This is a genomic window from Sorangium sp. So ce128 (genome assembly GCF_051525245.1).
Classification (GTDB): domain Bacteria; phylum Myxococcota_A; class Polyangia; order Polyangiales; family Polyangiaceae; genus Sorangium; species Sorangium cellulosum_B.
On sequence record NZ_CP150313.1, the window covers coordinates 8,557,270 to 8,583,989 of the forward strand.

Annotated in this window: 20 protein-coding genes; 9 read left to right on the top strand and 11 right to left on the bottom strand. The window is 71.1% G+C overall.

Annotation, left to right across the window (positions count from 1 at the left end; genetic code table 11):
• Positions 1–19: 19 nt before the first annotated feature.
• On the bottom strand, positions 20–1,093 hold the full coding sequence (locus WME82_RS32475) for a DUF72 domain-containing protein (RefSeq protein ID WP_438038461.1): 1,074 nt from the start codon (positions 1,091–1,093) through the stop codon (positions 20–22).
• Between the two features lie 409 nt (positions 1,094–1,502).
• Between WME82_RS32475 and WME82_RS32480 the strand changes: the two genes are divergently transcribed.
• A complete protein-coding gene (locus tag WME82_RS32480) occupies positions 1,503–1,859 on the top strand; it encodes a hypothetical protein (RefSeq protein ID WP_437740367.1) in 357 nt (118 codons plus the stop codon).
• A 77-nt stretch (positions 1,860–1,936) separates the two neighbouring features.
• On the opposite strand, the gene WME82_RS32485 is transcribed toward WME82_RS32480, so the two are convergent.
• Together WME82_RS32485 and WME82_RS32490 are read right to left on the bottom strand one after the other, a co-directional pair.
• Positions 1,937–2,122, bottom strand: coding sequence for a hypothetical protein (locus WME82_RS32485; protein WP_438038462.1), 186 nt, complete (start codon positions 2,120–2,122; stop codon positions 1,937–1,939).
• Positions 2,123–2,232: 110 nt separating this feature from the next.
• Complete coding sequence (locus tag WME82_RS32490; protein ID WP_437740369.1) at positions 2,233–2,640, bottom strand: RNA recognition motif domain-containing protein; 408 nt, start codon at positions 2,638–2,640, stop codon at positions 2,233–2,235.
• Positions 2,641–3,253: 613 nt separating this feature from the next.
• Between WME82_RS32490 and WME82_RS32495 the strand changes: the two genes are divergently transcribed.
• On the top strand, positions 3,254–3,451 hold the full coding sequence (locus tag WME82_RS32495) for a cupin domain-containing protein (RefSeq protein WP_438038463.1): 198 nt from the start codon (positions 3,254–3,256) through the stop codon (positions 3,449–3,451).
• On the opposite strand, the gene WME82_RS32500 is transcribed toward WME82_RS32495, so the two are convergent.
• Entirely contained in the window at positions 3,433–4,356 is a 924-nt protein-coding gene (locus tag WME82_RS32500) for an undecaprenyl-diphosphate phosphatase (protein WP_438038464.1), read from the bottom strand. The genes WME82_RS32495 and WME82_RS32500 overlap by 19 nt on opposite strands.
• Positions 4,357–5,427: 1,071 nt before the next feature.
• On the opposite strand from WME82_RS32500, the gene WME82_RS32505 reads away from it, so the two are divergent.
• Entirely contained in the window at positions 5,428–6,096 is a 669-nt protein-coding gene (locus tag WME82_RS32505; protein ID WP_438038465.1) for a response regulator, read from the top strand.
• A gap of 66 nt (positions 6,097–6,162) precedes the next feature.
• On the opposite strand, the gene WME82_RS32510 is transcribed toward WME82_RS32505, so the two are convergent.
• The 6 genes from WME82_RS32510 to WME82_RS32535 all read right to left on the bottom strand — a co-directional run bounded on the left by WME82_RS32510 (position 6,163) and on the right by WME82_RS32535 (position 13,404).
• Positions 6,163–6,657, bottom strand: a complete 495-nt coding sequence (locus WME82_RS32510; RefSeq protein WP_438038466.1) for a VOC family protein — start codon at positions 6,655–6,657, stop codon at positions 6,163–6,165.
• Positions 6,658–6,738: 81 nt separating this feature from the next.
• Positions 6,739–7,644, bottom strand: coding sequence for a helix-turn-helix domain-containing protein (locus tag WME82_RS32515; RefSeq protein ID WP_438038467.1), 906 nt, complete (start codon positions 7,642–7,644; stop codon positions 6,739–6,741).
• A gap of 132 nt (positions 7,645–7,776) precedes the next feature.
• Positions 7,777–8,898: an ADP-ribosylglycohydrolase family protein gene (locus WME82_RS32520; RefSeq protein WP_438038468.1), complete on the bottom strand. Its 1,122-nt coding sequence runs from the start codon at positions 8,896–8,898 to the stop codon at positions 7,777–7,779.
• 195 nt (positions 8,899–9,093) lie between these two features.
• Complete coding sequence (locus WME82_RS32525; RefSeq protein ID WP_438038469.1) at positions 9,094–10,755, bottom strand: MYXO-CTERM sorting domain-containing protein; 1,662 nt, start codon at positions 10,753–10,755, stop codon at positions 9,094–9,096.
• Between the two features lie 258 nt (positions 10,756–11,013).
• Positions 11,014–11,709 (bottom strand): hypothetical protein, encoded by a 696-nt coding sequence (locus tag WME82_RS32530; protein WP_438038470.1) that lies wholly within the window; start codon positions 11,707–11,709, stop codon positions 11,014–11,016.
• A gap of 198 nt (positions 11,710–11,907) precedes the next feature.
• Complete coding sequence (locus WME82_RS32535; RefSeq protein ID WP_438038471.1) at positions 11,908–13,404, bottom strand: amidase; 1,497 nt, start codon at positions 13,402–13,404, stop codon at positions 11,908–11,910.
• Positions 13,405–14,915: 1,511 nt separating this feature from the next.
• Between WME82_RS32535 and WME82_RS32540 the strand changes: the two genes are divergently transcribed.
• Positions 14,916–18,860, top strand: coding sequence for a serine/threonine-protein kinase (locus WME82_RS32540; RefSeq protein ID WP_438038472.1), 3,945 nt, complete (start codon positions 14,916–14,918; stop codon positions 18,858–18,860).
• On the opposite strand, the gene WME82_RS32545 is transcribed toward WME82_RS32540, so the two are convergent.
• Positions 18,807–19,934 (bottom strand): sterol desaturase family protein, encoded by a 1,128-nt coding sequence (locus tag WME82_RS32545; RefSeq protein WP_438038473.1) that lies wholly within the window; start codon positions 19,932–19,934, stop codon positions 18,807–18,809. The two genes, WME82_RS32540 and WME82_RS32545, sit on opposite strands and share 54 nt — an antisense overlap.
• A 364-nt stretch (positions 19,935–20,298) precedes the next feature.
• Here WME82_RS32545 and WME82_RS32550 point away from each other — a divergent pair, with 364 nt between their 5' ends.
• From WME82_RS32550 to WME82_RS32570, 5 genes are all read left to right on the top strand, one after another.
• Complete coding sequence (locus WME82_RS32550; RefSeq protein ID WP_438038474.1) at positions 20,299–21,972, top strand: glycoside hydrolase 5 family protein; 1,674 nt, start codon at positions 20,299–20,301, stop codon at positions 21,970–21,972.
• Between the two features lie 77 nt (positions 21,973–22,049).
• On the top strand, positions 22,050–23,141 hold the full coding sequence (gene xylF / locus WME82_RS32555) for a D-xylose ABC transporter substrate-binding protein (RefSeq protein WP_438038475.1): 1,092 nt from the start codon (positions 22,050–22,052) through the stop codon (positions 23,139–23,141).
• A 306-nt stretch (positions 23,142–23,447) separates the two neighbouring features.
• Entirely contained in the window at positions 23,448–24,563 is a 1,116-nt protein-coding gene (locus WME82_RS32560) for an aminoglycoside phosphotransferase family protein (RefSeq protein ID WP_438038476.1), read from the top strand.
• A complete protein-coding gene (locus tag WME82_RS32565; protein WP_438038477.1) occupies positions 24,560–25,090 on the top strand; it encodes an adenylyl-sulfate kinase in 531 nt (176 codons plus the stop codon). Before WME82_RS32560 ends, WME82_RS32565 begins: the two co-directional genes overlap by 4 nt.
• A gap of 8 nt (positions 25,091–25,098) precedes the next feature.
• Positions 25,099–26,706, top strand: coding sequence for a protoglobin domain-containing protein (locus tag WME82_RS32570; protein WP_438038478.1), 1,608 nt, complete (start codon positions 25,099–25,101; stop codon positions 26,704–26,706).
• Positions 26,707–26,720: the final 14 nt, after the last annotated feature.

The window sequence follows — 26,720 nt, forward strand, 5'->3', positions numbered from 1 at the left end:
GCGACCGCGACAGCGAGGCTCAGTGGACGGCCGAGCCTGCCGGGACCGGGGCGGTCTCGTGTGCCAGCGCGGCTGCCCTGCGGGCGAGGAGGGCGATGAGCCCCCTGGCGCCAACCACGGCATGGTCGGACACGCAGTTGTTGAAGATCGCGTGCACCTGCTCTGCCTCCTGGGAGAGCCGAGCGACGGTCTCCGCCCAGGGAGCGAGCTCCACGGGGTCGTAGATGTACCTGAACTTCTCGTTCACGCCGACGGGCGCGTCCCAGGTCTCCTCGCGCCGGCCGTGGAAGCGCACCACGGCGAGGCGAGGATCGGCGACGAGGGCGGTGGGAGGCATGCTGTTGTCCTTGCCCTGCGGCTCATCGACGATGACGTAGAATGCGCCGAGATCTCGGAGGAGGTCCGCGACGCGCTCGATGCGTCCAGGCATGCCCCATGACCCGTGCCGGAGCTCGACGGCGAACGGGAGCCCGTCCATGCGCCTCCGGCAATCCTCGATGACACGCACGTTGCCGCGCGTCGCCGTGAACCACGGAGGGAACTGGAAGAGCACATACCCCAGCTTGCCCGCCTGGCGCAGCGGATCGAGCGCCAGCCGGAAGCGCTCCCAGAGCGCGTCTCTGACCTCGGCCGGCAGGTCTGTCGGGTAGAGGCGCCGCCTGTCGAAGAGCGAGGCTGGCAGCGCGCCCTGGACGTCCGGGGGGAGGCGGACGGGCTCCACGGGGTGCTGGGTGAGCGGCGCGAACGCCTTCATGTTGAACACGAAATCAGGCGGAGTCCGCTCGACCCACTGCGCCACCATCCCCGGACCCGGGAGGGCGTAATAGCTCGAGTTGACCTCGACCACGGGGAACTGGGACGCGTAGAACTTCAGCCGTTGTGCCGGGCTCGACACGCCCTTCGGGTAGAATCGATGGCTCTTCACCAGGGTCGGGTCCGTCCACCCGGCGGTCCCGGCGAGGGCGTTGCCGATGCGGGCGGGCACAGGCGCGCACGCCGCGAGCGCCGCGGCGCGCGCGAGCCGCTGCTCCTGCTGGTGCGGAGCCTCCTCTGAAGGCGACCGCGGCGGGTCGCGCAGGGCTTCTTCGTGCATATCGGGAGCAACCTAAGGCCTCTTTGCGGCGATGGAACCGCTCGCCCGGAGATACGGCGGCAGGTGCTCATTGCCTCTCACGAAGGTCCGCTCTCCAGTCGTGCGCATGAGTCGTGCGCATGCGCTCGTGCGCATGCGCTGGTCGTGCGCGTACCCTCCCGCTCGCTCGACGAGCTCCCGGATTGCCAGATCCTGATCCGGGCGGTCTTCCGTCACGCTCTTTCGCCGTGGATGAGGCCGCGAATGCAGCGCGCCGACAGCGTGGAGAGCCCAGATTGTGCATGCGCCGACCGGTCGCCTGCGCTATACTGAACAGGGGCCAGGGGGATTGATATATTCCTGCCCGGCAGGACAGAGGTGATCGATGTATTCAGCGAATCGTCGCCGGAATATCGAGCGGGAAGAGCGCATGCTGCTCCGCGAGAAGCGGGAGCAGGCGGCCGGCAAGCTCCTTCAGAAGGTGCCGCAGCTCACGAGCTTGAACCTGGAAATTCGCGAGACCCGGCCCAATTCGGCCATGAATGAGACGCAGTACATCCGCCGCGTCGTTGTCGAGCATGCGCATGCGCTGTTCGAAATGCCGTGCTCGTACTCTTCGTGTGACAACGGCGGCTACGACGTGACGCAGGAGATCCTGAGCGGCCTCGCTTCGCGCACGGCGCGGTTCGAGGGGGAATGCGCCTGTCGAGGGAGCTGTGGTGGCGAGTGCTGCTCCCGGGTCCTCCGCTACGTCGCCACGGCCACGTACCGTGGCCCCGAGGCGTAGGGCGGGCGCTTATCGCCCGGGACGGCGTACGCCGCGAGGGGCGGCCGGGGCGCTGTCCTCGGCTCGCGCTCCGCGCTTCACTCGGTGATGGGAGGCTGTGGCCCCGGGACGATCCCTGCGATGTCCGGATCCTCCCCCGGCGACCCGCCATCACCGGGGCCCTTTTCCTTGCGGCGCGCGAGACGGTTCGCGTCTTTCTCGCGCTGCCTTTCCTGCCGGGCGCGTTCTTTTTGCCGCTTCATTGCTGCCTGTTTCTGCTGCATAGGGAGCCAGGCCTTTCAGCGCCTCCGGACGGCGCGTTCTTCAGCACCTCGCGGTGCGTCCTGAGAAGGCGCAGGCGCGGCGCACGATCGGCGCCGCGCCTCGCCCGCGATCAGTACCGGTCGCCGCGGCCGCCGCGGCCGCCGGAGCCACCGCGACCGCCGCGGCCACCACCGCCGCCGCCGAAGCCGCCACCGCCGCCGCCGAAGCCACCACCACCACCGCCCCCGCCGAAGCCGCCACCGCCGCCACCACCGCCGAAGCCGCGCGCCGGGCGCTCCTGCGCTTCGTTGACCTTGAGCGCGCGTCCATCGAGGACCGCGCCGTTCAGCTGCGAGATCGCGCTGTTCGCGGCCTGGGCCGAGCCCATGGTCACGAACGCGAAGCCGCGAGGCTGCCCCGTCTCGCGGTCGGTCGGCATCGCGACCTCACGGACCTCGCCGGCTGCGGCGAACGCGGACTCGAGGGTCTCGCGGGTGGTGCTGAACGAAAGGTTTCCAACGTAGAGACGATTTCCCATGCCATCCTGCTTTTTTTACGGCTTTCTGGTGCGCCGTTGAGGCGCTCTCGGCCTGCCATCCGACGAAGCCGTAACGGATCGAACGGAGACGTGCCGCGCGGAACCCCCGCGCGGTCACACGGTGCGTCGTCCAGTCGTCCGAGCGAGCTGCAGGCTCCCTCACGAGAGGGAAACAGGAAAGCGTCGTATCGAGGGCCAGGGACGTTCGTGAGGAGAAGCATCCTAGCCCGATGCGCCGTCGTTCGCAAGCGGGCCGTCCGTGGTCGAGGCCACCACGCGTCGGCATCGCCCACCGCCCACCGCCCACCGCCCACCGCGCGCCTCGCGCGGGCGCGCCAGCTCCACGCGGCCTCCTGCTCGCCTCGCCGCGCCATCATCGCCGTCCGCCGCTCGCCGCGGGCTCTCCTTCGGCGCGGGCCCGACCGTCGTGGCGCCGGCGTCGGCAGGGCGGGCGAGCCTTGGCTTGCGCCCTGCCGCTCCGGCGCTGACGTGGAAGATGTCCTGCGCCTCCTTGGGCAAGATGGCGCGGTGGATACGGCGACTCGCGACGAGGTGCTGAAGCGCTGGCGCGCGCGGCTTCCACGGCGGGCTGTGGACCCATCCGCCCGGCCGCATGTGGAGGGATTACGTTCACGACGAGGACGAGCTCCTGATGGTCCTCGAAGGCGAGCTCGAGCTCACGCTCGCGGGCAAGACGATCGTGCCCCGCATCGGCGAGGAGATCGAGATCCGCGCCGGCGTGGTGCACACCGTCTGCAACCGGGGCGAGACGACGGCCCGCTGGCTGTACGCTTACGGGCGGCTCGGGTGATCGCCGGTACGGGCGAGGCCGTCCGCTGCGGCCGCGACGTCCCCCCGCGGCGCGGGTGAGGCCGCGGCGGCGCCGGCCTCGGCGGGGGCGGAGCGGCTGGCGACCCAGAGCCAGAGGACGAGGGCGCCGAGCGCGACGCGGTACCAGCCGAACGGCGCGAGGCCATAACGCTTCAGGTAACGCAGGAAGACCGCGATCACGAGCAGGGCGACGGCGAACGAGACGGCGAGCCCGACCACGAGCGCCACGATCCCGCCGGGGGCGTCGAGCAAGGCGCGGCCGTTCTTGACGAGATCGAAGACCGTCGCGGCGCCGAGCGTGGGGATGGCGAGGAGGAACGAGAACTCGGCGGCCGCGGCGGTGCTGAGGCCGGAGAGCTGCCCGCCGACGATGGTGGTCATCGAGCGCGACGCGCCGGGCCAGAGCGAGAAGCACTGCGCGAAGCCGATCGCGAGCGCGCGCTGGAGCGTGACGTCCTCGACGCGCGGGGCGCCCTGATCCGGCCGGCGGCGGCGGACCGACTCGACGCCGATCATCAGGAAGCCGCCGACGATGAGCGCCGCCGCGACGGGCCCCGGGCCGAACAGGTGCGCCTTGATGGCCTTGTGGAAGAGCAGGCCGACCACGGCTGCGGGGAGAAACGCGAACGCGAGGGCGAGCGCGAGGCGGAGGCTGTCCGGATCCCGCCGGATCATGCCGCGCACGGTGGTCGAGAGGCGCTCGCGGAAATAGACGACGACGGCGAGCACCGCGCCGAGCTGGATCACGATATCGAGCGTCTTCGCCGCCTCGCTCTGGTGACCGAGCCACGCGCCGAGCAGGATGAGATGACCGGTGGACGAGACGGGAAGGAACTCGGTCAGGCCCTCGAGGACCCCGAGCAGGACGGCATCGAACCAGAACATTGCGCCGAGTCTACCCTCACGCGGGCGAGAGGTGCTCGAGAGCGCGCACGGGATCGGGCTGCGTGGCGGGATCGCGGCGCGGCCGCGGCGGCGCGACGGAGAGCGCCGGCCGTCGGCGCGAGATCCCGTGGAGGCTGGGCCTCCGAGCGCCGCGCCGCCAGTCGCGTGGGCGATCGGCGCCGGCGGCAGGGCGCGCCAGCGGGGAACGCTCGACCGCGACGCGCGTCGTCCTCGCGGGGACGATCTCGCGGCGATGGCCGCGCAAGGCGCGAAGAGCCGCGCGTCCCGGAGCCGCGCGCCGGGGTGCTCGCGGCCGCGCATGGACGACGCGGAAGGAAGCGTCGTAGTCGGCGCTCACCTGGGCCAACGAGCGGAGAGGGCGCCAGCAGCACAGCGGTAATCGCCGCAGCCCCCGTCCGCCTCGATCACGAGCCGTTTCACGGACCGTCGCTTGGCGGACTCAACAGGAGTGATCGAGGCACCTGCCCGTCGCTACCGCAGTTCGCCCCACGGCTCGATGCGGGCGATCGCACGGGCTGACGCAAGCTGCAGAGCACGAAAACGCCAGCTCCCCGCGAACAGGGCACCTGGGGCAGGGGGAAGTCCCGACAGAAGCAGGGAAGTCCCGAACAGCCCGTAAGTGCCAGCCGCGCGAAGCCGTGCGAAGAAGAGAAGAAGGGCACCGCGAGTACCGCAGCTCACACGCTGGCCATGTGAAGATTCGAACAAGTCGCAGTTGTTTCCGCCGTGCATCGCGACCGTGAACCAAAGCGCGCGCCCGCAGCTGCGCTGAACTGGGCCGTTCGCGTTGCATCTTCCACGTCCCGAGTGCCTCCACGACACCGTCCAAGCAGGTCGAACGGAACTCGAGATCTTCGTGCTGGTCTGTCGAGAGAGCATGTTGCGCGGTTGACTCGAACAAACATCGTCGTGTACACCTCGATAGAAGAGGCCGTCGGCGCCGGGGGGTGCCGCCGTGCAGGCCATCGACACCACGCAAGCGCGCTCGCGCACTTCCGCGGCACAGCGGCAGGCGATGCGGGCCCGCGATCGTCGCAGGGAGGCAGCACTGTGTCATCGATCGTAAGAGCCCATCGCACCTCTTCGCAGGGTCAGCACAGGGACGCCACGATCTCGTCTTCCCGGCGAAAGTATTGCGTCCTCGTCGTCGACGACGACGAAAGGGCGCTGAGGTCCATTTCCGCGGTCCTCTCCGGGGACGTTGACGTCGTGGAATGTACGTCGGCGGAGCAGGCGCTCGTATTACTCGAGACCAGGGAGTTTCACCTGGTCTGCTCCGACGTGGTGATGCCTGGGATGAAAGGAGACGAGCTGCTCCGGAGGGTGGCGAACATGCCCGTGTACACGAGCTGTCTCCTCATCACCGGCGCCGAGGAGTACACGCGCTCGAAGGAGGCCGTGTATCACCACGTCCTGCTCAAGCCGTTCAATCCGGCCCGGCTCACGGCGCTCGTCCTTCAGCTGGCGCGCCTCACCGAGATGAAGCGCTCGGTCCACTCGATGGCGGACTCGCTCACGCCGACGGACGCCGGGAGCGAGCTCGTGTCGTGCGGCTGGCCCCACGCCGGCATGGCGCCGGAGTCGTCGCCCGCGCCGAGATCCACGAGGCTGGAGGCCTGCGTGACGTGCGGCGCCACGCCGCACGATCTGCCGCACGAGCCGGAGCCGGCGAGGGCCGCCGCGTCCACGCTCCGGGCCCGGAAGCGATGGGCCCGGTGAGCCTGCTGTCGTGCCGCCGCGCCGGCCGCGGGGCGGCGCGGCGGCGCGCGGCCGTCGCGGCGCGGGTCAGGCGCCGCTCGGGCCCTGCTCTTCCCACCACCTCGCCATGCGCACCTGCATCTCCTCGACCGAGACGTCCTCGATGACGGCCGACAGGATCCACTGGTGCCCGAACGGGTCCTCGATCCTGCCCTCTCGCCGGCCGTAGAACTGGTCCGCGATCGGGTAGATGATCTTGGCCCCCGCCTCGACGGCGCGCGCGGCGACCGCGTCGGGGTCCTCGACGTTCAGCGTGAGGACGATCGGCGAGCCGCCGAGCGCCTTCGGGCCGCGCGCGTTCCACTGGGGGGCCTCGTCGGCGATGCTGATGACGGAGTCGCCGATCACGAGCTCGGCGCAGACGATGGCGCCGCCGAGCTTCGGGTCGGCGAGGCGCAGCTTCTCGGTCGCGCCGAACGCCTTCTTGTAGAACGCGATGGCGTCGGGCGCGCCGGCAACGACGACGTGCGGCACGACGGCGTGGTACGGGGGCGGGGCGATGGGGTGTGGTCGCTGGGTCATGGGCGAAGGATGCCCACGCGGCCGGAGCGGGTATTGTAAAAACATGCCGGCCTGCCGAGCCGGCTCGTCCAGCGCCGGTGGTCAGCCGTCGAGCGGGACATGGTTCCGCTCGCGGCGCCTGGTCACGTACTCGGTGGGCGTGAGGCCGGCGAACGCGCGGAAGTCGTGGATGAAGTGCGCCTGGTCGTAATAGCCACACGCGGCCGCGACGCCCGCCCAGGAGACGCGCTCGCCGCGCTCGATCGCGGAGACCGCCTGCTGGAAGCGCTGCACACGGCAATAACGCTTCGGGGTGAGGCCGACCCGCTCGGTGAAGCTCCGGATGAACCGCTTCGAGCTCATCCCGAGCTGCCCTGTCACGTCAGCCACGGTCCACGCGCGGGACGGGTCCGCGAACGCGGCGAGCGCGAAATCGACCGAGGGATCGCGCTCGAGCGGCGCACGCGGGCGGAGGAGCCGCGACGCGAGCGCGGACTCGAGCGCGCGGAGCCTTTCCTCGGGGGTCTTCGCCTCGAGCACGCGCTCGCGGACGAGGGCGGCCTCGCGCCCCCACAGCGCGTCGAGCGAGACATGGGCGCCGCCGAGCGCCGCCGCGTCCGGGCCGAAGAACGGGGCCGCGCCGCCCGGGGAGAGCTCCGCGCCCACGATCGCGCGCTGCTCCGCCGTGTCGATGGCGAAGTGCTCGGCGTGGGCGCCGCAGACGGCGATGCCGGAGAGGCGGTGGCAGCGGGCGGCGCCGCCCTCGGCAGCGCCGTGCTCGGCAGCGCCGTGCTCGGCAGCGCCGTGCTCGGCAGCGCCGTCGTACCAGCGCAGCTCGTCCTCGGCGAGGTTGATGAGGAGGCTCATGGCGCCGCTGGGGAGCACGCGCTCGAGCAGGTCGGGGAGCTCAGGGGCGGCGTAGTACCAGAGCAGGCGGACGAAGCGGCCGAGTGGGGGAGGCGGGGTGTAGGTGACGAAGAGCATGGGGCGGCCCGGGAGAGGCAGCATGCCATGGCCGAGGACGCGCGGCGCGCAAAGGCCGCTCCGATCGAGCCGTACCGCGGTCGAGCAGACGCCCCGCTCCATCGAGCCAGCGCGCGAACGGCTTCGGGAGCGGTCCAGTGGAGGGGCGCTCGGAGCTCAGTAAGGCGGCAGCATCCTCCGGAATCCGTGGCCCAGCGCCAGCGCCAGGAAGACCAGGTTGCGCAACGGCAATACCGGCCAGAAGAGGCCGAGAGGCCCTTCCGCGCGGGCGTTTCGCTCCTCCCCCGCCGCGGCGCCCTCCCCTTGTTCGCCCCGGAACACCCGCGCGAGCCGCGCGCCGAGCCGCCGCATCCACGCGATCGACCGCGGGAAATCGGCGATCCCGTCGAGCCACGCTCCCGGGATCCCGCGCGCCCCCAGCGTCGCGCCCGCGAGGCCGCCGACGATCGCGCCCGTGCTGTCGGCGTCGCCGCCGAGCAGGATCACGTCCTCCACCGCGCGGCGGAAATCGCCCGGGTGCGCGAGCCAGCAGAACAGGGCCGCTGGAACGGTGTCCACGATGAAGCCGCTCACGCCCTGATGGAGGCCTATCGCCGCGGCGAAGTCCTCCGCCGAGGCGCGCCGGCCGAGCAGCTCCGCCGCGCGGTCGAGCCTGCGGCGGAGCTCCTCGTCCGCGACGCGCTCGCGGAGCAGCGCGAGCAGCTCGGCCGGACTCACCTGCTCGGGCGTGCGCACCGCGGCATACGCGGCCGCGAGCGCGATGATCCGCGCGCCCTCCTCGGCGCGTGGATCGGTGTGCGTGAGGCGCGTGGACGCGCGCACCATGGCCTCGATGCGCGACGGCGTGAGCGCGAGGGCCGCGCCCAGGATCGGCGCGCGCATCGCGGCGCCGTTGCCCGCGGAGAAGACGCCGCTCCGCTCCGGAGAGAACCCGAGCCACAGCTTGAGGATCGCCCGCAAGGTGGCGTAACCGACGCCCGCCGGCAGCGATGCGAGCCAGCCGCGGAGCTGCCACGCGAGCGCGCGCGCGAACCGCGCCGCGTCCCCCGGCGCGGCCAGGAGCGCCTGGGCCGTCATGCACGCGTGCTCGGCGTCGTCGCTGATCATCCCGCGGCCGAGCACGAAGCGGTGCTCGATCGGCGACGCGCCGAAGAGGCGAGCGGCGCGGCGGCGCGACAGGCCCTCTCTGGGCAGGCCGAGCGCGTCGCCGACCGCCGTCCCAAGGAGGACGCCGGCGAGGCGGTCCTCGCGATCGATGGGTATCGTCTCGATGGCCATGTGAACACGCGCTTCACGTTCCGTGCCCGGAGAGCGCGGCGGAGATCCGCGCTTTCACCCGCCCTGGCCAGGGCGGCGGCATGTCAGGATGGCAGTCCCTCGACAGGCTGATCGACACCGTGTCGCGAGAGCCGCGGTAACCCGCTCCGGAACAGGCCCTTCTCGGCGTCTTCGGCGCTCCGCGCGCGTGGCTGGCTACGCCCGCCGGCGCCGCCGCGCGAGCGCGAGGCCCGCGAGCGCAGCGAACGCAGCGGCGCCTCCGCCCGGGCCCGCCGAACCGCCAGCGCTGCACCCGGCCGCCGCCCGCGCACCGTCGGGCGCGTCGCCGGCGAGATCGCTCGCCTCTTCGAGGTCGGACAGCTCCGGCAAAGCGTCGGACTCGTGGCTCCTCAGCAGCGCCGGCTCGTCCTCCAGCGCGTTGTCGGCGATCGGCCGGACGACGACCTCCTCGTAGTAGCCCTCCAGGCCCTTCGAGCCGGCTCGCAGCGCCGCGACCGGCGGCGGTGCGGCGCCGGCCGCCTCGACCCGGAACAGCGTGTTGCCGAGCGTCACATACCAGCCCCCGTCGAACCAGCGCGCGTGGCCGAGCGCGCTGCTGATCTCCTCGGGCGCGGCGCCCGGGCGGCCGATGTAACGCTTGCCCTCGTTGAGGAACACCACCTCGCCAGAATCGCTGATGCCGTCGTGGCCGACACGGAGCTTCTGCTGATCGAGCTGGCTCGAGGTCGCGAAGGAGCTGAGCTGGTGCAGCTCGCCGTCCGGGGTCCGCAGCCACACCTGGTTCACGTCCCCGTCGCTCCTCAGGAACCCGGCGTGCCCCGCGTGCAGGAGCAACCCCGCGGGATCGCCCGCGATCGAGTCGCCGAGAGCGACCTCTGCGCCATCCGCCGTGTACAGGAAGCTCGAGCTCGTGCTCCCGTCCGACCACCGGCCAGCGACGTTCGTCCCATCGGTGATGGGCCGCTCCAGGTTGCCCGGGTGGTCTCCGAGGGTGCCCACGAGCAGGTGGCGGATGAACGGCTCTTCGTGCGTCGCGTAATAGATGTCACCGGTGGCCGCGATGTCGGACTGGAACGGCGAGTCGCTGCCGGTCCGGCTCCAGATGCCCCGGCTGTGCCCCGTCGACAGCGTGTGCGCGTAGGCCCTGCCCCCGTCCTCCGTGACCCACACCAGCGAGTCGCCGTTCACCGCGTCCAGCCGGCCCGTCGTGATCCTGGTCCACACGCCGTCGACCGACGTGAAGATGCGGCCGTACCCTGACTGGATGGCGGCGCCCGACGGCGTGAGCGCGCCGTAGGTGGGAGTGCTCCCGGGCGGATCCTGCGGCAGCGTCGCGAGCCAGCTCACCTGCTGCGAGGCGCGGTCGAGGACGCCGAGCGACTGGAACTGATTCAGGAACAGGACACGGGCAGCGTCGAAGTCGAGGATCGCCCCCGGGGCGCGATGCACGGCGACGAGCTTCGGGCTCCGCTCGATAAGGAGGGGCCCGAAGGTCGCCGTGGCCTCGGAGCCGGCGCCCGCATTGCCCGAGAGCGTGACGGTGAGCTCTTCCCCCGATTCGAACGCCGGGAAGGGGCGAGTGAGGAGCATCAGCGTCCCCGGAGGTGAGCTCGGGGTGCGGTCGATGCAAGCGCTCGCCGTCTGCGTCCGGCCTCGGACCTCCACGCAAAGGCGCTGGCACGCCTGGGTCGATGTCGCGAAACACCTCACGTCGAGCGGCACGTTCCCCGAGATGACGCTGTGCGGGCGCGGGCTCGAGAGGTAAAGAAGCGGCGTCTCCTGGGCCAGCGCGGCCGCGGCCGTGAGCGACAGGAGCGATGCGGCGGCGATGCTGATCAGCGTACGAGAATCGCGCATGGGACCTCCAGTTGATGGACACTTGGATGCTGCCCCGTGGCGCCGTGTTCACGGCATCCCTCGCCAGGGGCAGCGCGCGCGGCTCCTTGGAGCAACGCGAGCGCGAACGGAAGCGGCTTCGCCCCCGCTCGCACGCTGTCATCGGATCACCCCGGTCACTCAAGCGCTCGAGCCTGCCAGCTCCAATGTGCTCCGAGCACCGACGGCGAGCTCAGCGAAGGGGTCATCGCCGAGCCCGCCCCCCAGGACGCCTGCGCCTCAGGGGCAGCGCGGAGCTGTGTACTCGCCGCTGGGATCGGTTTCCCAGAGCGAGCCCACGCTGAGACGGAAGCGCACTTCGGCCTCGTCGATGGAGAGGATCTCGAGCGTGCCCGGTCCAAACGACCCACCGCCCCACGGGCAGTCGTCCGGCTGCGGAGAGTACGGCTCGCCCGTCTCGCTCATGTGGCTATAGCTGACGAGCGCGGGATCCTCGAGATCGTAGACGCCGACCTGCTGGTAGGCGCTGGGCAGCACGATGCTCAGCGCCCAGTGCCCGCCGCAGGTGAGATGCGTGGTCGGGGAGCCGCACGAGACACCGAGATCCGATGCACGAAGGAAGAGGTCATTGGGATCGAGCGCGGGGCCGCCGCCCGACCCGCTGCTGCCGCCGACGTCACCCTGGCTCTCCCAGTATTGATCCCAGAGCACCTCCATCTGAGCGCGCGTCAAGGCGACAGCCGGCAACGCATCACCTGGCTCAGCGTCGCCCCCGGAGCTGCCGCTGCCCGCAGTGTCGATCGAGCCGCTCTCGCCCGGCGGATCGGCGGGGTCGTTCGAGCCGCTCTCGCCCGGCGGATCGGCGGGGTCGTTCGCCCCGCCGTCGTTCATCGCGCCCTCGATGAAGCTCACGTCACAGGCGGCCAGCAGGAGGGGCGCCAGGACCAACAGCATGGAAGCGTTCTTCGTCGTCATGGCGTCCACCATTGCACGACCAGCGCCAACCTGACGGCAGACCAAAATCACGGCCAAACGACGGTGCAACACGCAACCTGTGCCGCGGGTGTGCCAGCGTGCGCCTTGGCGCCCTTGGCCGGCTGCGGCCCGCGAGGGCCGCGCCGCCCACGCTCGTCCCTCGCACCCCCGACAGCGCCGGAGGTGCGAGGCGCGAGCTCACCACGAGGTCAGCTGAGCTTCGATCCTGTGTTGAGTCGCCTGCTCGTAATCGTAGGCGAACCCCAGCAGCTCAGCCTCGCTCCAGCGAGGGCCGACGAAGATCAGGCTGAAGGGAGCCCCGTCGCTGTATTGACCAGCGGGCACGACCACCCCGGGCAAGCCCGCGATGTTGATCGCGGACTCCGTCGTCGCGGGATAGGTGTCCGAGCCAGAGAGCTCCGGCAGCGTGTCATAGGTCTGCGGAAACGCGAGGCCGTCCAGATCGTGCGCCGCCATCACGGAATCGAAGACGTTCACGTACTGGTCCCGCAGGGCCCAGAAGCCAGACAGATCGGGCGCGTCCTCGGGGAAGAGCAGCGAGGCGGCCAGCACGGGGAGCTTGTCGACGTACCAGGACAGCGGCCCGCCGACGGGATCGAACGGAGATATCCCCGTGTAGGCCGCCAGTCCGTCGATCGAGCCGACGATAGTCCCGCCGACCTTGACCCCCTTGAGGTAGCGCTGGAAGTCGTAGGCCACAGACTCCGTCCCTCGCATGTCATAGGGCTCATCGGGCAAGGCCAGATCGGCGAAGCCGCTCCCGGCGAAGGGATCTTCGACGACGATCGCGCCTTGCTCCTCCAGCTCCTCGATCGTTTGCTCGTACAGCGCTTGCGTCTCGGGAGACAGGCCGCCGTTGCGCCACCCTGAGCCGTACAGGCCGATTCGCTTTCCGCAGAGGGCGGTCTTGCTCAGCTGGCTCGTGTAGCCCCCCACGGGCAGGTGTCCATTGGACAGGCTCGTCTTGGGGTCCTCCGGGGAGTAGCCCGCGAGGATATCCATCATCATGGCGGCGTCGCGGACAGTCCGCGCGATGGGGCCCACCACGTCTCTCGTGCTGGCGGCCAGGGGCACGACGCCGGCCGTGGGGACGAGGGCGAACGTCGGCTTGATGCCGACGAGGCTCTGCGCGGCCGCAGGGTTCTGGATGGATCCCCCCGTCTCCTCCGCGAGGCCAAGCACGGCGAAGTTGCCGGCCACCGCAGTGGCTGTGCCGCTGCTGCTCGCCCCGGGCACCAGGGTCGGGTCCACGGCGTTGTAGGTGGGCCCCGCCCAGCTGCTGTTCGCCCGGGTGCCGTCGTCGCTGAAGGCCGGGATGTTCGTCTTCCCGAGGATGATGGCCCCGGCGGCTATCAACCGATCGACGACGACGGAGTTCTTGACGGGGAGCAGATCGACACCGCCGGCGACCTGCGAGCTGAGCGGAGCCCAGCCCGCCGTCGACGGCAAGCCGACGTGATCCATCGACTCCTTGATGACAACGGGGATCCCGGCCAGGGGGCCGAGGGCCACGCCGTTCCTCCGCTTCCTGTCGATCTCGCGCGCCTGCGCGACGGCGTCCGGGTTCAACGAGGTGAACGCGTTGTAGGACGACTCGTACTGCGCGATCCTCGAGAGATAGGCGTTCGTCAGCGCCTCCGCCGTGTAACGGCGCATCAGGTACGCCCACTGCACCTTCGAGATCGTGAGCTCAGATACGTCGATAGCGGGAACGCCAACGGAGGCGGTCGCACCATAGGTGGTGCTGGGAGCCCCTGCGGCAATACCAACGAAAATGGCTGCTACCAAGGCAGCGCCAGACAGAATGTTCTTGTTCACGATGGACTGCTCCCTCTCACTTCAGAACATCGACCCTATGCCGAATGAACCTCCGCCGTCGGGTGCCGATTCGGAGCCTCGAGCTCGAATCACACGAGTACAGCGGACCAGAGCTCGACGAGGCATGGAATCGTCGCGCTCCGCTCGTTCAAGGCCATGTGATGGCGCCCATCGCTCCGGACGAATCGCCATAGCGTGACAATGACAACACCAACCACTTCCGCGAACCCATTGGCTCGCGCCATCTCGACGGTTCGTCGAGAGCAATTTCAGCTAGGATGTACAGCGGCCTTGAGCAGGAGATTCTTCGTGGCTTTTTACCAGCCAAGCAGGTGACACAGAGACAGAAGAAGCGCGCCTCGAATGCGGTTGCTCTGCTACAAAGATGAAGAATATGCGAGAGCTAGGCGCATCATACTTCATGTAAGATATAGCAAGTCGGGGTTCGGTGGCAAGTTGATGTTCGGATTTTTTGAATAGCTTGGGATTCTCGCTGCCTCCCTTGTGCTCCACGTCTAGCCCTAGCCGCGCTGGCCCCCTCTGGCCCCCTCTGGCCCCCTCTGGCCGCTGCAGCGCGGCTTGCTGGCACGCACCGTGCACCGTGCAGCCGACGGGGCGGCGCCTCGCCGGCTGCGACGGAGCAGCCTTGTGACCGGTTGTCATCGGCATGGCGCAAACCGCTCGGGGCGCGAGCTGGTACCGCCGGGGGCGGGGCGGCGTCGGTCCTGTCCATCTGACACGGGGCGTTGCCCGTTGCCCAGCGGCCCAGCGATGCGCGGCGGGCACGCTCGTCGAGGTGGCCGCTGCCCGGGGCGGGCCCCCGTCGTTCAAGGCGCTTCGGCCAACCGACGGTCAGCGGAGGCCTGCCCCCGGGGTGGGAGAGCATTCTTTGGAACCATGTGTTCCGCTCTCCTTGAAAAAAGTGACACCCAATCAACAACTCAAGCACCCATCGAAGGGGCCTCCTTATACATACTCCGCAGCCTGCGGACGCTCGTCCACGTCGGCCCGGCTTCGCCCCCGGCGGGGCGATGCCGCAAAGCCAAGCGCGGCGCGGCGCGGCGCGCCGGCGCACGCTGGCACACGTCGTCCCCCCCATGTCAGAGAAGTCGTCACTTGATCTGAGCCGCTTACGGAGGATCAGAACACCGGTCTCGGGGAACAGAGACAGGCCTTGAGGGGAGAGAGGACTCAGGATCCTTCACAAGAAATCGTCCAGTGGCGCCTCGCCCCTGCTGGACGGACTGCGGTGCGGCTGGCCACGGACACGGGGGCGACGATCCGCACCTGCCCCAATGTCGGCCTCGGCGGCCAGCCCCGGCGCTCGCCGTGGACTTTCACGGCCGAGGACGCCGATACTCGAGGGGATGCAACCAGGGGAAGTGCTCGGAGGCCGCTTCGAGATCGTGGGCCGGGCGTGCGCCGGCGGCATGGGGGCGGTCTTCCAGGCGGTCGATCGGCGCTCGGGCGAGGTCGTGGCCGTGAAAGTGTGCCTCGACGAACAGAAATCCGGCGACGAATCGCGCCTCTCTCGCGAGTCCAGGGTGCTCGCAGAGCTCTCCTGCCCAGGTATCGTGCGCTACGTCGCGCACGGGCTCGGCGCCTCGGGCGCGCCGTGGCTCGCCATGGAGTGGCTCGATGGGGAGGATCTCGAGCAGCGGCTCCAGCGCCGGGTGCTCACCGTGGACGAGACGATCGCGCTCACGGTCGGCGCCGCCGCCGCGCTCGCGGCGGTCCACGCGCGCGGCATCGTTCACCGCGATCTCAAGCCGAGCAACCTGTTCCTGGTGGACGGCGACGCCGCGCGCGTGAAGCTGCTCGACTTCGGCATCGCCGGGATCCCCGACGCCACGCGGCTCACGCGGACGGGCGCCTTCGTCGGAACCCCGGCGTACATGGCGCCAGAGCAGGCCCGGAGCGGGCAGGACGTCGACACGCGCGCCGACGTCTTCGCGCTCGGCTGCGTGCTGTTCGAGTGCCTCACCGGCCAGCCGGCCTTCTGCGGGGCTCACCTGATGGCCGTCCTCGCGAAGATCCTCCTCGACGAGGTGCCGCGGATAAGCTCCCTCTGCCCCGGCGTCCCCCCCGCCCTCGACGCGCTCTGCGCCCGGATGCTCGCCAAGAACCCGGACGACCGCCCCCGCGACGGCGCGGAGATCGCCGCGGCGCTCGAGGCCATGGGCGTCTCGCCGCTGGCGCGCGCGCCGTCGGAGCCGCCTCGTTCGAACCGGCGCCGCCAGTCCTCGCTGACCCACAAGGAGCGGCGGGTGCTCTCGGTGGCGCTGATGGGGCCCGGGCCGCGGCTCGCCGCTTCCCCGGGGCGGGCCGACTCCGAGACGGTGGTCGCTGTCGTGTCGCCGGAGCTGCGCCGGGAGATCGAGGCGCTCGGCGCGTGCCTGGAGCTCCTGGCGGACGGGTCGCTCCTGGTGATCCTCCTGGGGGCAGGCGTGGCGACGGATCAGGCCGCGCAGGCGGCCCGCTGCGCGCTCCTGCTCCGCGCCGCCGGCGGGGACCGGCCGGTGGTCCTCACGACCGGCCGCGTGGAGGTCACGGGCGGCCGGCCCGTCGGCGACGTGATCGACCGCGCCGTCCGGATGCTGGCGCAGCCCACGGCGGCGCTTCCGGGCGCGCCGGCGGCAGGGCGCGGGACGCCCATCGCCATCGACGAGGTGACCGCCGCGCTGCTCGACGCCCGCTTCGAGGTCGTCGAGACCGAGGCGGGCCTGTGGCTCCGGGGAGAGGAGCCGCTCGCCCGCGGCGCGCGCATGCTCCTCGGCAAGCCCACGGCCTGCGTGGGGCGCGACTGGGAGGTGGCCACCCTCGAGGCCCTCCTCGCCGGGTGCATCGAGGAGTCGCGGGCGCGCGCCGTGCTCGTCACCGCGCCCGCGGGGCTCGGCAAGTCGCGCCTCGCCTACGAGATCATCCGCCGCGTCCGGCAGCGCGACGAGCCCGTCGCGGTCTGGATCGGCCGCGGCGACCCGCTCCGCAAGGGCGCCCCGTTCGGGATGCTGCGGCAGGCCCTCCAGGGCGCGTTCGGGATCCGCGACCGAGAGCCGATCGAGGCGCGCCGGGAGAAGCTGCTCGCGCGGGTGACCGAGCGCGTCCGCGCGGCCGACGCGCAGCGCGTGGCGGAGTTCCTCGGCGAGCTCCTGGGCACGCCGTTCCCCGACGAGGACAGCGCGCCCCTCCGCGCCGCCCGCAAGGACGCCCCGCTGATGGGCGATCAGATGCGCAGGGCCTGGCTCGATTTCGCCTCGGCCGCGTGCGCCGCGCAGCCGCTCCTCCTCGTGCTGGAGGACCTGCACTGGGGCGACCTGCCCACCGTCCAGTTCATCAACGACGCCCTGCGCCGGCTCGCGGACCAGCCCCTCCTCGTGCTCGCCCTGGCGCGACCCGAGGTGTACACGCTGTTCCCAGGGCTCTGGGCCCACAGGGATCTCCAGGAGCTCCGGCTCAAGGAGCTGAGCTCCCGGGCGGGCGCGCGGCTCGTGCGGCACGTGCTCGGCGATGGGGTGAGCGCCGAGACCGTGGCGCAGCTCGTGGCGCAGGCCGACGGCAACGCGTTTTACCTGGAGGAGCTCATCCGGGCGACGTCCGAGGGGAACCAGGGCGCGCTTCCGGAGACCGTGCTGGCGATGGTGCAGTCCCGGCTGGAGCGCCTCGACAGCGCGGCGCGGCAGGTGCTGCGCGCGGCGAGCATCTTCGGGCGGGTGTTCTGGCGGGGCGCGGTGGAGGCGCTGCTCGGCGGCCCCGGCGGCGTCTCCGGGCTCGCGGATCACCTCGATCGCCTCGAGCGGCTGGAATGGATCGGCGCGCGCGACGAGGCGAGGTTCGAGGGAGAGCGGGAGCTCGTCTTCCGCCACGCGCTCGTGCGCGAGGCGGCTTACGGGATGCTCACCGACCAGGATCGCGCGCTCGGCCACCGGCTCGCCGGCGAGTGGCTCCAGCGCGCGGCCGAGCCCTCGGCCGCGGTGATCGCGGAGCACTTCGATCGGGGCGGCGAGCCGCTGCGCGCCGCCGCGTTCTATCATCAGGCCGCGGCGCAGGCGCTCGCCGCGAACGACCTCGTCGTGGTGCTCTCGTGGACCGGGCGCGCCATCGAGCTCGGCATCAGCGGCGAGGCGCGCGGCGAGGTCCTCCTGCACCGGGCCGAGGCGCACCACTGGCGCGGCGAGCTCGTCGAGGCCGCGCGCTGGGCGACGATGGCGGTGGAGGAGCTGCCCCGGCGCAGCGCGCCCTGGTACGCCGCCGTGCGCGAGGCCGCGGTCGTGCTGGCCCGGCTGGGGCAGCACGATCGCCTCGCCAGCCTCAGCGGCGATCTCGCGGACGCCTGGACCGGAGAGGGCGCGACGGGCCCGCTCCTGGCGGCGTCCGCTGGGACGGCGCTCTACCTGACGATCAGCGGCCTCTACGCGCACGCCACGCCGCTCCAGGCGCTCATCGACGCCGCGGCCGAGCGCTTCTGCGACGACCCGGCCGTGAGCGGGGTCGTCCTCCGCGAGCGCGCCTGGCGCGAGCTGTACGCGGGCCGACACGGCTCGGGCCGGGCGCTGTTCGCGCGCTCGGTCGCCTCCCACGAGCGCGCGGGGAACCTGCGCCTGGCGTGCTTCTGCCGGCTCGATCTCGGCTTCCAGGAGCACCAGCTCGGCGCGTACGCCGAGGCGGAGACCATCCTCCGCGGCGCGCTCGCGGACGCCGAGCGCATGGGCCTCGACGGCTGCATGGCGGTCGCGTGGAGCACCCTCGGCGCGCCCCTCTGCCGCCTGGGCGCGCTCGACGAGGCGCGCGAGGCCCTGAGGAAGGCCATCGCGTTCCTGGAGGCGCAGGGGGATCGCCGGCTCGCGGGCGCGTCGCGCACCTACCTCGCCGGGTGCCTGATGCGCGCGGGCGATCTCGCCGGCGCCGAGGCCGAGGCCCGGCGCGCCGTGGCGCAGCTGGAGCGGATAGGTCCGCTCGTCGTGCTGGCGCGGGCGACGCTGGCGGCCGTCCTGCTCGCGCGCGGCGAGACCTCCGAGGCGCTCGCCGAGGCGCGCGCGGCGATCGCGTTGCTCGATCGGCTGGGCATGGTCGAGGAGGGCTCGGCGTTCGCCCGCCTGGTCCACGCCGAGGCGCTGTTCGCGGCGGGCGATCTCCCGGCGGCCCGGACCGCCATCGCGCACGCCCGGACGAGGCTCCTCGACGTCGCCGCCCAGCTCGACGATGCCGCGCTGCGCGAGCAGTTCCTCCAGCGCGTCGAGGAGAACGCACGCACGCTCGAGCTAGCGCGCGCGTGGGTCGACGAGGGGAGCTCCGCAGGACGACGACCGCTCTAGCGCCGCCGCGCCCGGCGCCGGCAGGCTCGGCCCGTCGAGCAGCGCTCCGACCGCCGCGAGCGCCGCGAGGAGGACGGCCGCCCCCGCCCACAGGGGGCCCGCGGCCATGCCCGGCGACGCGTGGAGGTACGCGATCGCGCCGAGCAGCGCCGCGAGGAAGAGCGCCGCGGCGAGCGCGCGCGCCCGGCGGGGGCGCGCCACGTCGTGAAGGGCGTAATCCGGGTCGGTGCGCAGCGGGCCGCCGTCGGGCGAAGCCGCGGTGGACCGCCACTCCGGCGGCCGGAACCAGACAAGCAGCTTGCCGGAGAGGCGCGGCTCCGCCGCCGCCATGCGCGCGAGCCTCCGCCACGGGTCGACGTTGGCGCGCAGCGCGCTGAAGCTGGCCAGCGGCTGGACCACGCCGTACCGCGGGGGCGCCCCCTCGGCGCAGAAGGTGCCGAACAGCCGATCCCAGACGATGAGCACGCCGCCGTGGTTCCTGTCGAGATACGCGGAGTCGACGCCGTGGTGCACGCGGTGATGAGATGGCGTGTTCAGCACCCACTCCAGCGGACCGAGGCGGCCGACGAGCTGCGTGTGAATCCAGAACTGATAGAGGATGTTCAGCGTATACGTCGTGACGACCATCCCCGTGGGGAAGCCGAGCACGGCGAGCGGCCAGAAGAACGGCCAGTACAAGGCCCGCTGGAGCCAGCTCTGGCGCAGCGCGACCGAGAGGTTGTAGTCCTCGCTCTGGTGGTGGACCGCGTGCGCGGCCCACATGAAGTTCACCCGATGGCTCGCGCGGTGCGCCCAGTAGTAGCAGAAGTCGACCGCGACGAAGCAGGCCGCCCAGCTCCACAAGGCGCCCTCCGGCAGCCGCGCGAGCGCGGCGCGCTCGAACAGGAAGAGATAGACGAGGACTCCGCCGCTCACGACGGAGACGATGACCTGCTGCCCGACCCCGCACGAGAGGTTGGCGAGCGCGTCGGAGAAGCGGTAGTCGCGGCGCCCGCGGCGGCGACAGAGCCAGAGCTCGACGCCGATGAGCGCGAAGAAGGCCGGCACCGCGAACAGGATCAAGCTCGGCGACATCCCCCGTCCTCCATGGAGCCGCCGCGCGGCGGATCGGCTCACGCCCGCCCAGTCTAGCCTGGAACCCCACCGGCGCGCCCGGAGACGCACCACGCGAAAGGCGCCACACCAGACGACCTCTTCCCTGTTGACGCTGAACCGTTTAAGTGGTCTGCCACGAGCCACGCCGGCGCGCGAGCGACCACCCGGAGCGGAGATTTGTATCGTCGCGGAATCAGGGGGAGCTCACCGGTGCCGCCGGCGATGCCACCCCGCGACGGTGGCGCAGCAGCTCGGCAGATCCCTGCGAACCGGACGAGCGCTCCGGGCGGCAGGGCTCAGCGATCCGTGAGGAACGACACTCGAACCACATAAGGAACCGACCATGAAGAAGACCTTCTTGCTCGCTTTGGGTTTGCTCTCCCTCGCCGCGTGCTCCTCCTCCGACCCGGCGGACCCCGCGCCCTCCGGCGGCACGGGCGGGTCCGGCAACACCGGCGGCGGCGGAAGCGGCGGAAGCGGCGCCACCGGCGGGAGCGACGCCACCGGCGGCGGCGGAAGCGGCGCCACCGGCGGGAGCGACGCCACCGGCGGCGGCGGGGACGGAACCGGCGGCGGCCAGGAGCTCGACTGCGCCCAGCAACCGGAAAAGTGCTACGTCCGCGCCGAAGGTAGTAAGCTCACGCTCGACGGGAAACCGTACAGGTATATGGGCACGAACTTCTGGTCGGCTCCCTACATCAGCCGCGAGCGCCTGCGCACCGAGCTCGACATCCTCGAGGCCCACGGCGCCCTGAACCTCAGGATCATGGCGCTCAGCGAGGGCGACATCCCCGCGGCGCAGCAGAACGATCAGCAGTACGGCCCACAACGGATCTTTCCGGCATCGTCCGACAAACCGTGCGCCGATGCGCAGCTCGAGGCGTTCGCCGACAACCTGGTGACGGTGCTCGACGAGATGCACAGCCGCGGGATGAAGGCGGTGATGACCCTGAACGACTTCTGGCACTGGTCCGGCGGTATGCCCCAGTACATGAAGTGGGCTCACGAGCAGCCGACCCTCTCCTGCGGAGAGGACTTCAGCGCGTACCAGGTCGGCCTGACCCACCCCACGACGGGCGCTGCCCTGCTCGCGGCGGACCACCACGTGCCGTTCGCCGGCTCGATCCGGTTCCAGGAGGGCACAGGCCAGGACTGCCAGGCCGTGGCCATCGGCGAGTGGGCCATCCCTCACTCGGGCACGCTCGATCCGAACACGAACCCGTGGCCCGACCAGATGGATCTCTCGTCGCTGTTCTTCTGCAACAAGAAGGCCCAGGAGTTCTACTTCAGCCGGGCCAAGGTCCTGATCGAGAAGCTCAAGGACCATCCGGGGATCATGGCGTGGCAGCTCGGGAACGAGCCGCGATCGTTCAAGGGCTGGGGCCCGCTCTTCAAGCTCTGGGTCGAGAGGAACGCGAAGTTCATCAAGGACATCGACCCGAACCACCTCGTCTCCATCGGCTCGGAGGGCGACCTGTCCTATAACTGGGGCGACTACGCCAACAGCGATTACAGGGCGTTCCACGACGTGCCCGGCATCGATTACCTCACCTTCCACGTGTGGCCCGAGAACTGGGAGTGGTACGACCCGTCGCTGCCGATGGACAGCGCCGCCGACAAGGGGCTCCTGGCCGCCATCACCAAGAGCAACGGGTACATCGACGCGCAGCTCGCGCACGCCAGGGCGCTGGACAAGCCGATCGTCGTGGAGGAGTTCGGGCTCGCCCGGGACGACAAGTCCGAGCCGGTCTCGTCGCCCGTCGCCAAGCGGAACGAGTATTACGCTTCCATGTTCGACGCCGTCGTCGAGAACCCGGAGCTCGCCGGCGTCAACTTCTGGGCCTGGGCCGGGATCGGGAGGCCGTCGGACGACGGCAACGACTACTGGCTCCTCGGGAACGACTACATCGGCGATCCGCCCCATGAGCTCCAGGGGTGGTACTCGGTGTACGATGACGATACGGAAACCTTGAATCTTATCATGAGCTACGCCGACCAGCTCAACTCGACGCAGTAGCGCCGGCGGCCATAACAGAGCCCCTATCCCATTCATCTCACGCGGAGGTCACCTTGATTCGTCGCTCCACCTTTCTCATGGCGTTGTTCTCTCTCGCGTTCTCGGCCGGCTGCTCGAAGCCAGAGTCTGAAGGCGGCGCGAGCGCGAACAAGCCCGAGGCAACAGCCGCCAAGGGTGCGGAAACCAAGGGTCCGGAGAAGAAGAAAGACAAGATCACGATCGGCTTCTCCATGGATACCCTCAAGGAGGAGCGGTGGCAGCGCGACCGCGACCTGTTCAAGGCGAAGGCCGAGGCGCTCGGCGCCCAGGTGCTCGTGCAGTCCGCGAACAGCGACGACGCCCTCCAGAACTCGCAGGCGGAGAACCTGCTCACGCAGGGCGTCGACGTGCTCGTGGTCGTGCCCCACAACGCCAAGACGACCGCCACCATCGTCGAGTCGGCGCACAAGCAGAAGGTGCCCGTCATCGCGTACGATCGGCTGATCCTCGACTCCGACCTGGACCTCTACGTGTCCTTCGACAACGTCAAGGTGGGTGAGCTCCAGGCCGAGGCCCTCGTGAAGAAGTTCCCGAAGGGGAACTACATCCTCATCGGCGGCTCCCCGACCGACAACAACGCGAAGCTCTTCCGCGAAGGGCAGATGAACATCCTGAAGCCGCTCATCGACAAGGGCGACGTCAAGACGGTGGCGGACCAGTGGGCCAAGGACTGGCAGCCGGTCGAGGGGCTCAAGATCACCGAGAACGCCCTCACCAAGAACAACAACAACGTCACCGCGGTCGTGGCGTCGAACGACGGGCTCGCGGGCGCGGCCGTCCAGGCCCTCGGCGAGCAGAAGCTCGCCGGCAAGGTCGGCGTCTCGGGACAGGACGCCGAGCTCGCCGCCTGCCAGCGGATCGCGGCCGGCACCCAGAGCATGACCGTCTACAAGCCGCTCAAGCTGCTCGCCGAGAAGGCCGCCGAGCTCGCCGTCAAGCTGGCGAAGAAGGAGCCCGTCGGCGAGAAGACGCAGACGGTCAACAACGGCAAGAAGGACGTCCCGAGCGTGCTCATCACGCCGGTCGCCGTCGACAAGGACAACCTCGCCGCGACGGTGATCGCGGACGGCTTCCACAAGGTCGAGGACGTCTACAAGGACCTCCCCAAGGACCAGTGGCCGGCCAAGTAGGCCCCTAGCTGGACATCCAGGGCCCGGCGAGCGACCCCACCAGGAACACGTCGCTCGCCGAGAGACTACGCCGCTCCACACATCGACGATCGACACGGGACGGCGCACGCCTCGCGCGGTGACGCAGGTCCTGCGAGCACGCCCGGCGCTGCCAGCGCCCACCGCCGCCGGCCCCGGCCGACGAGGTGCGCCGGCCATGGCCCCCGCGCGGTAGGGCCCGGCGCATCGGCGGGGCGGCCTGCTTCTTGCCGCTCTCGCGGATCCGACGACCCCGTCGGGATCTCACCCCGCCCCCTCGAGGAGACCATGCGCGCGCAGGCAGCCCTGTCCGAGACCGATCTCTCGCGCCCGATACGCCAGCTCGTCGAGGCCGTCGTGCCGGGCGCGCAGGTCGTCGAGATCGCCACGCTGGGGCCGGATGCCGGCTCGAACCACGATCGGACCGAGAAGTCCGCCGGCTACGGCGTCCCCCGCCGGATCACGGTGATGAGGCCGGATGGCTCGAAGCAGCGGCTGGTCCTGCACACGTCGACGGCGGACCCGTTCGGACACGACCGGCGATCGGATCGGGCGGCGGAGGCGCTGCTCGCCTTCGACACCGCAGGATCGATCCCGGCGCACGTCGAGGTCGTCGACGTCGGCGCGCTGACCCACGACCATCGCCTCGTGTCGCTGCGCGACGCCGGCGAGTTCTATCTCCTCACCACGTACGCGGAAGGGCAGGTCTACGCGACGGATCTGCGCCGGATCGCCAGCGAGCGCCGCGCGGGCCCCGAGGATCTGGCGCGCTGCGAGGCGCTCGCCAGGTACCTGATCGCGCTCCACGCGGCGCCCGGCGCCCAGCCGGGCAACTACCGCCGCGCGGTGCGCGATCTCGTGGGCCACGGCGAAGGCATCTTCGGCATCATCGACGGCTATCCGGACGACGTGCCCGGCGCGCCGCCCGAGCGGCTCCAGGCCATCGAGCGGCGCTGCGTGGCGTGGCGATGGAAGCTCCGCGGCATGGACCGCCGGCTCGCGCGCACGCACGGGGACTTCCACCCGTTCAACATCGTGTTCGACGAGGCGTCGCGGCTCGCGCTGCTCGACACGAGCCGCGGATCCCAGGGCGATCCCGCGGACGACGTCACCTGCCTCGCCATCAATTACGTCTTCTTCGCGCTGGACGCGCCTGGTGCGTGGGAGGGCGGCTTCCGCGCGCTGTGGCGGCGGCTCTGGGAGGTCTACCTCGGCTGGAGCGGCGCCGCGGGGCTGCTCGACGTGGCGGCGCCGTTCCTCGCGTGGCGCGCGCTCGTGCTGGCCAACCCCGGGTGGTACCCCGCTGTCACGGCGCGGGCGAGGGACGCGCTGCTCTCCTTCGTGGAGCGCGCCCTCGACGCCCCGCGCTTCGATCCGGACGACGCCGAGGGGCTCTTCGCGTGAGCGGCGGGGTCGTCTGGATCACGGGGCTCCCGTCGTCGGGCAAATCCACGCTGGCCGCGCGGGCGCACCGGGCGCTGCTCGGCGAGGGGCGGGCGAGCTGCCTCCTCGACGGGGACGAGGTGCGCGACGCGCTGGTCCCGCGGCCCGGCTACGACCCGCGCGCTCGCGACGATTTCTACGAGACGCTCGCGCGCCTCGCGGCGCTGCTCGCGCGCCAGGGGCCGATCGTGATCGTGGCGGCGACGGCGCACCGCCGCGCCTACCGGGAGCGCGCCCGCGCGCTCGCGCCGCGGCTCATCGAGGTCTACGTGGACGTCGCGCCGGCGATCTGCAGGGAGCGCGACCCGAAGGGCCTCTACCACGCGGCCGGCGCCGGGGAGATCGGCGCGCTCCCGGGCGCGGGCGCCGACTACGAGGCGCCGCTCGCGCCGGAGCTCGTCGCGCGCGGCGGAGAGGACGAGGCGGCGCTCGCGGCGCTGCTCGAGCGCGCGAGATCCTGGTCCGCCTCGGCGGGGGCGGGGCCGTGATAGACACGGTGACCGTGCCCGCGCAGGAGACGCTCTTCGACGAGATCAAGCGGTACGTCCGCTTTAGCGAGCAGGACGAGCGCTGGCTCGCCGTGCTCCGCGCACACGCGGAGCCGCACTTCCCCCGCATCGCCGACGAGTTCTACGATCGCATCCGCGAGCACGAGGGCGCGCACGACGTCTTCACCGGCGAGGAGCAGGTGGAGCGGCTCAAGCGATCGCTCGTCCGCTGGATGACGCGCATCTGCACGGGGCCCTACGACGGCGCGTACTTCGACGAGAGCGCGAAGATCGGGCGGATCCACGTCCGGGTGGGCCTCCCCCAGCGGTACATGTTCACGGCGATGACGCTCATCCGGCTCGCGTTCCACGAGATCGCCCAGGGCGCGCTCGGCGCGGAGGTGATCCCGGTCAGGGCGGCGGTGAGCAAGGTGCTCGATCTCGAGCTCGCCATCATGCTCGAGACGTACCGCGACGACTTCCTCGCGCGCGCGCAGCGCACCGAGCGCCTGGACCGCGAGGAGGTCGGCCGCACGCTCGCGCGCACGGAGCACCGGTACAAGAGCGCGGTCGAGCTGGCCCGCGTCCTCGTCGTGGGCCTCGACGCGCAGGCGATCGTGCGGCTCTTCAACCGGGAAGCGGAGCGGATCACGGGGCTCGCGCGCGAGGACGTGCTCGGGGTGCCGTTCGTCGAGGCGCTCCTCCCCGAGGAGATCCGCGCGGATCACGGCGCGCTCGTGGAGGACGTCGCCGCGGGCCGCCGCCCCAGCGTCGATCTGCTGGAGAGCATCGTGCGCACGCGCGCCGGCAAGATCCGCGATCTGCGCTGGCAGCTCGCGTACGCCCCTTCCGCGGCCGACGACGAGGTGGTGCTGTTCGCGATCGGGCAGGACACGACCGACGAGAACGCGCTCGCCGCGCGCGTGCGCCAGAGCGAGAAGCTCGCCGCGGTGGGGACCCTCGCGGCGGGCCTCGCGCACGAGATCAGGAACCCGCTGAACGGCGCGCAGCTCCACGTGACCTTCCTCGAGCGGGGGCTCGCGCGCGCTGGCCTGAAGGACCCGGACACGCTGGAGGCGATCCAGGTCGTCCGCGACGAGATCCGCCGCCTCTCGGCGCTCGTCAGCGAGTTCCTGGACTTCGCCCGGCCGCAGCCGCTGTACCTCCGGCCGACGCCCGTCGTCCCGCTCTGCGAGCGGGCGGCGCGCGTCGCGGCGTCGTCGGACGGCGCCGGCGCGCAGGCCGCGGTGAAGGTCGACTTGCCCTCGACCGACATCGTGCTCGACCTCGATCCCGCGAAGATCGAGCAGGTCCTGCTGAACCTGCTCCGCAACGCGATCGAGGCGGTGGACGCGGCCGGAGGCGGCACGGTCACCCTCCGCGCGCGGCGGCAGCCGCGCCACGCCGTCGTCGAGGTAGAGGACGACGGCCCCGGGATCGCGAGCCCGGACGCGCCGATCTTCGATCCGTTCTTCTCGACGAAGCCGAACGGCACCGGGCTCGGGCTGGCGATCGCTCACCGCATCGTCACCGATCACGAGGGGACCATCGAGTTCCAGAGCCGCCCGGGGAAGACGCTCTTCCGCGTGACGCTCCCGCTGCGCCGCTCCGGCTGACCTCCGCCGCTCTC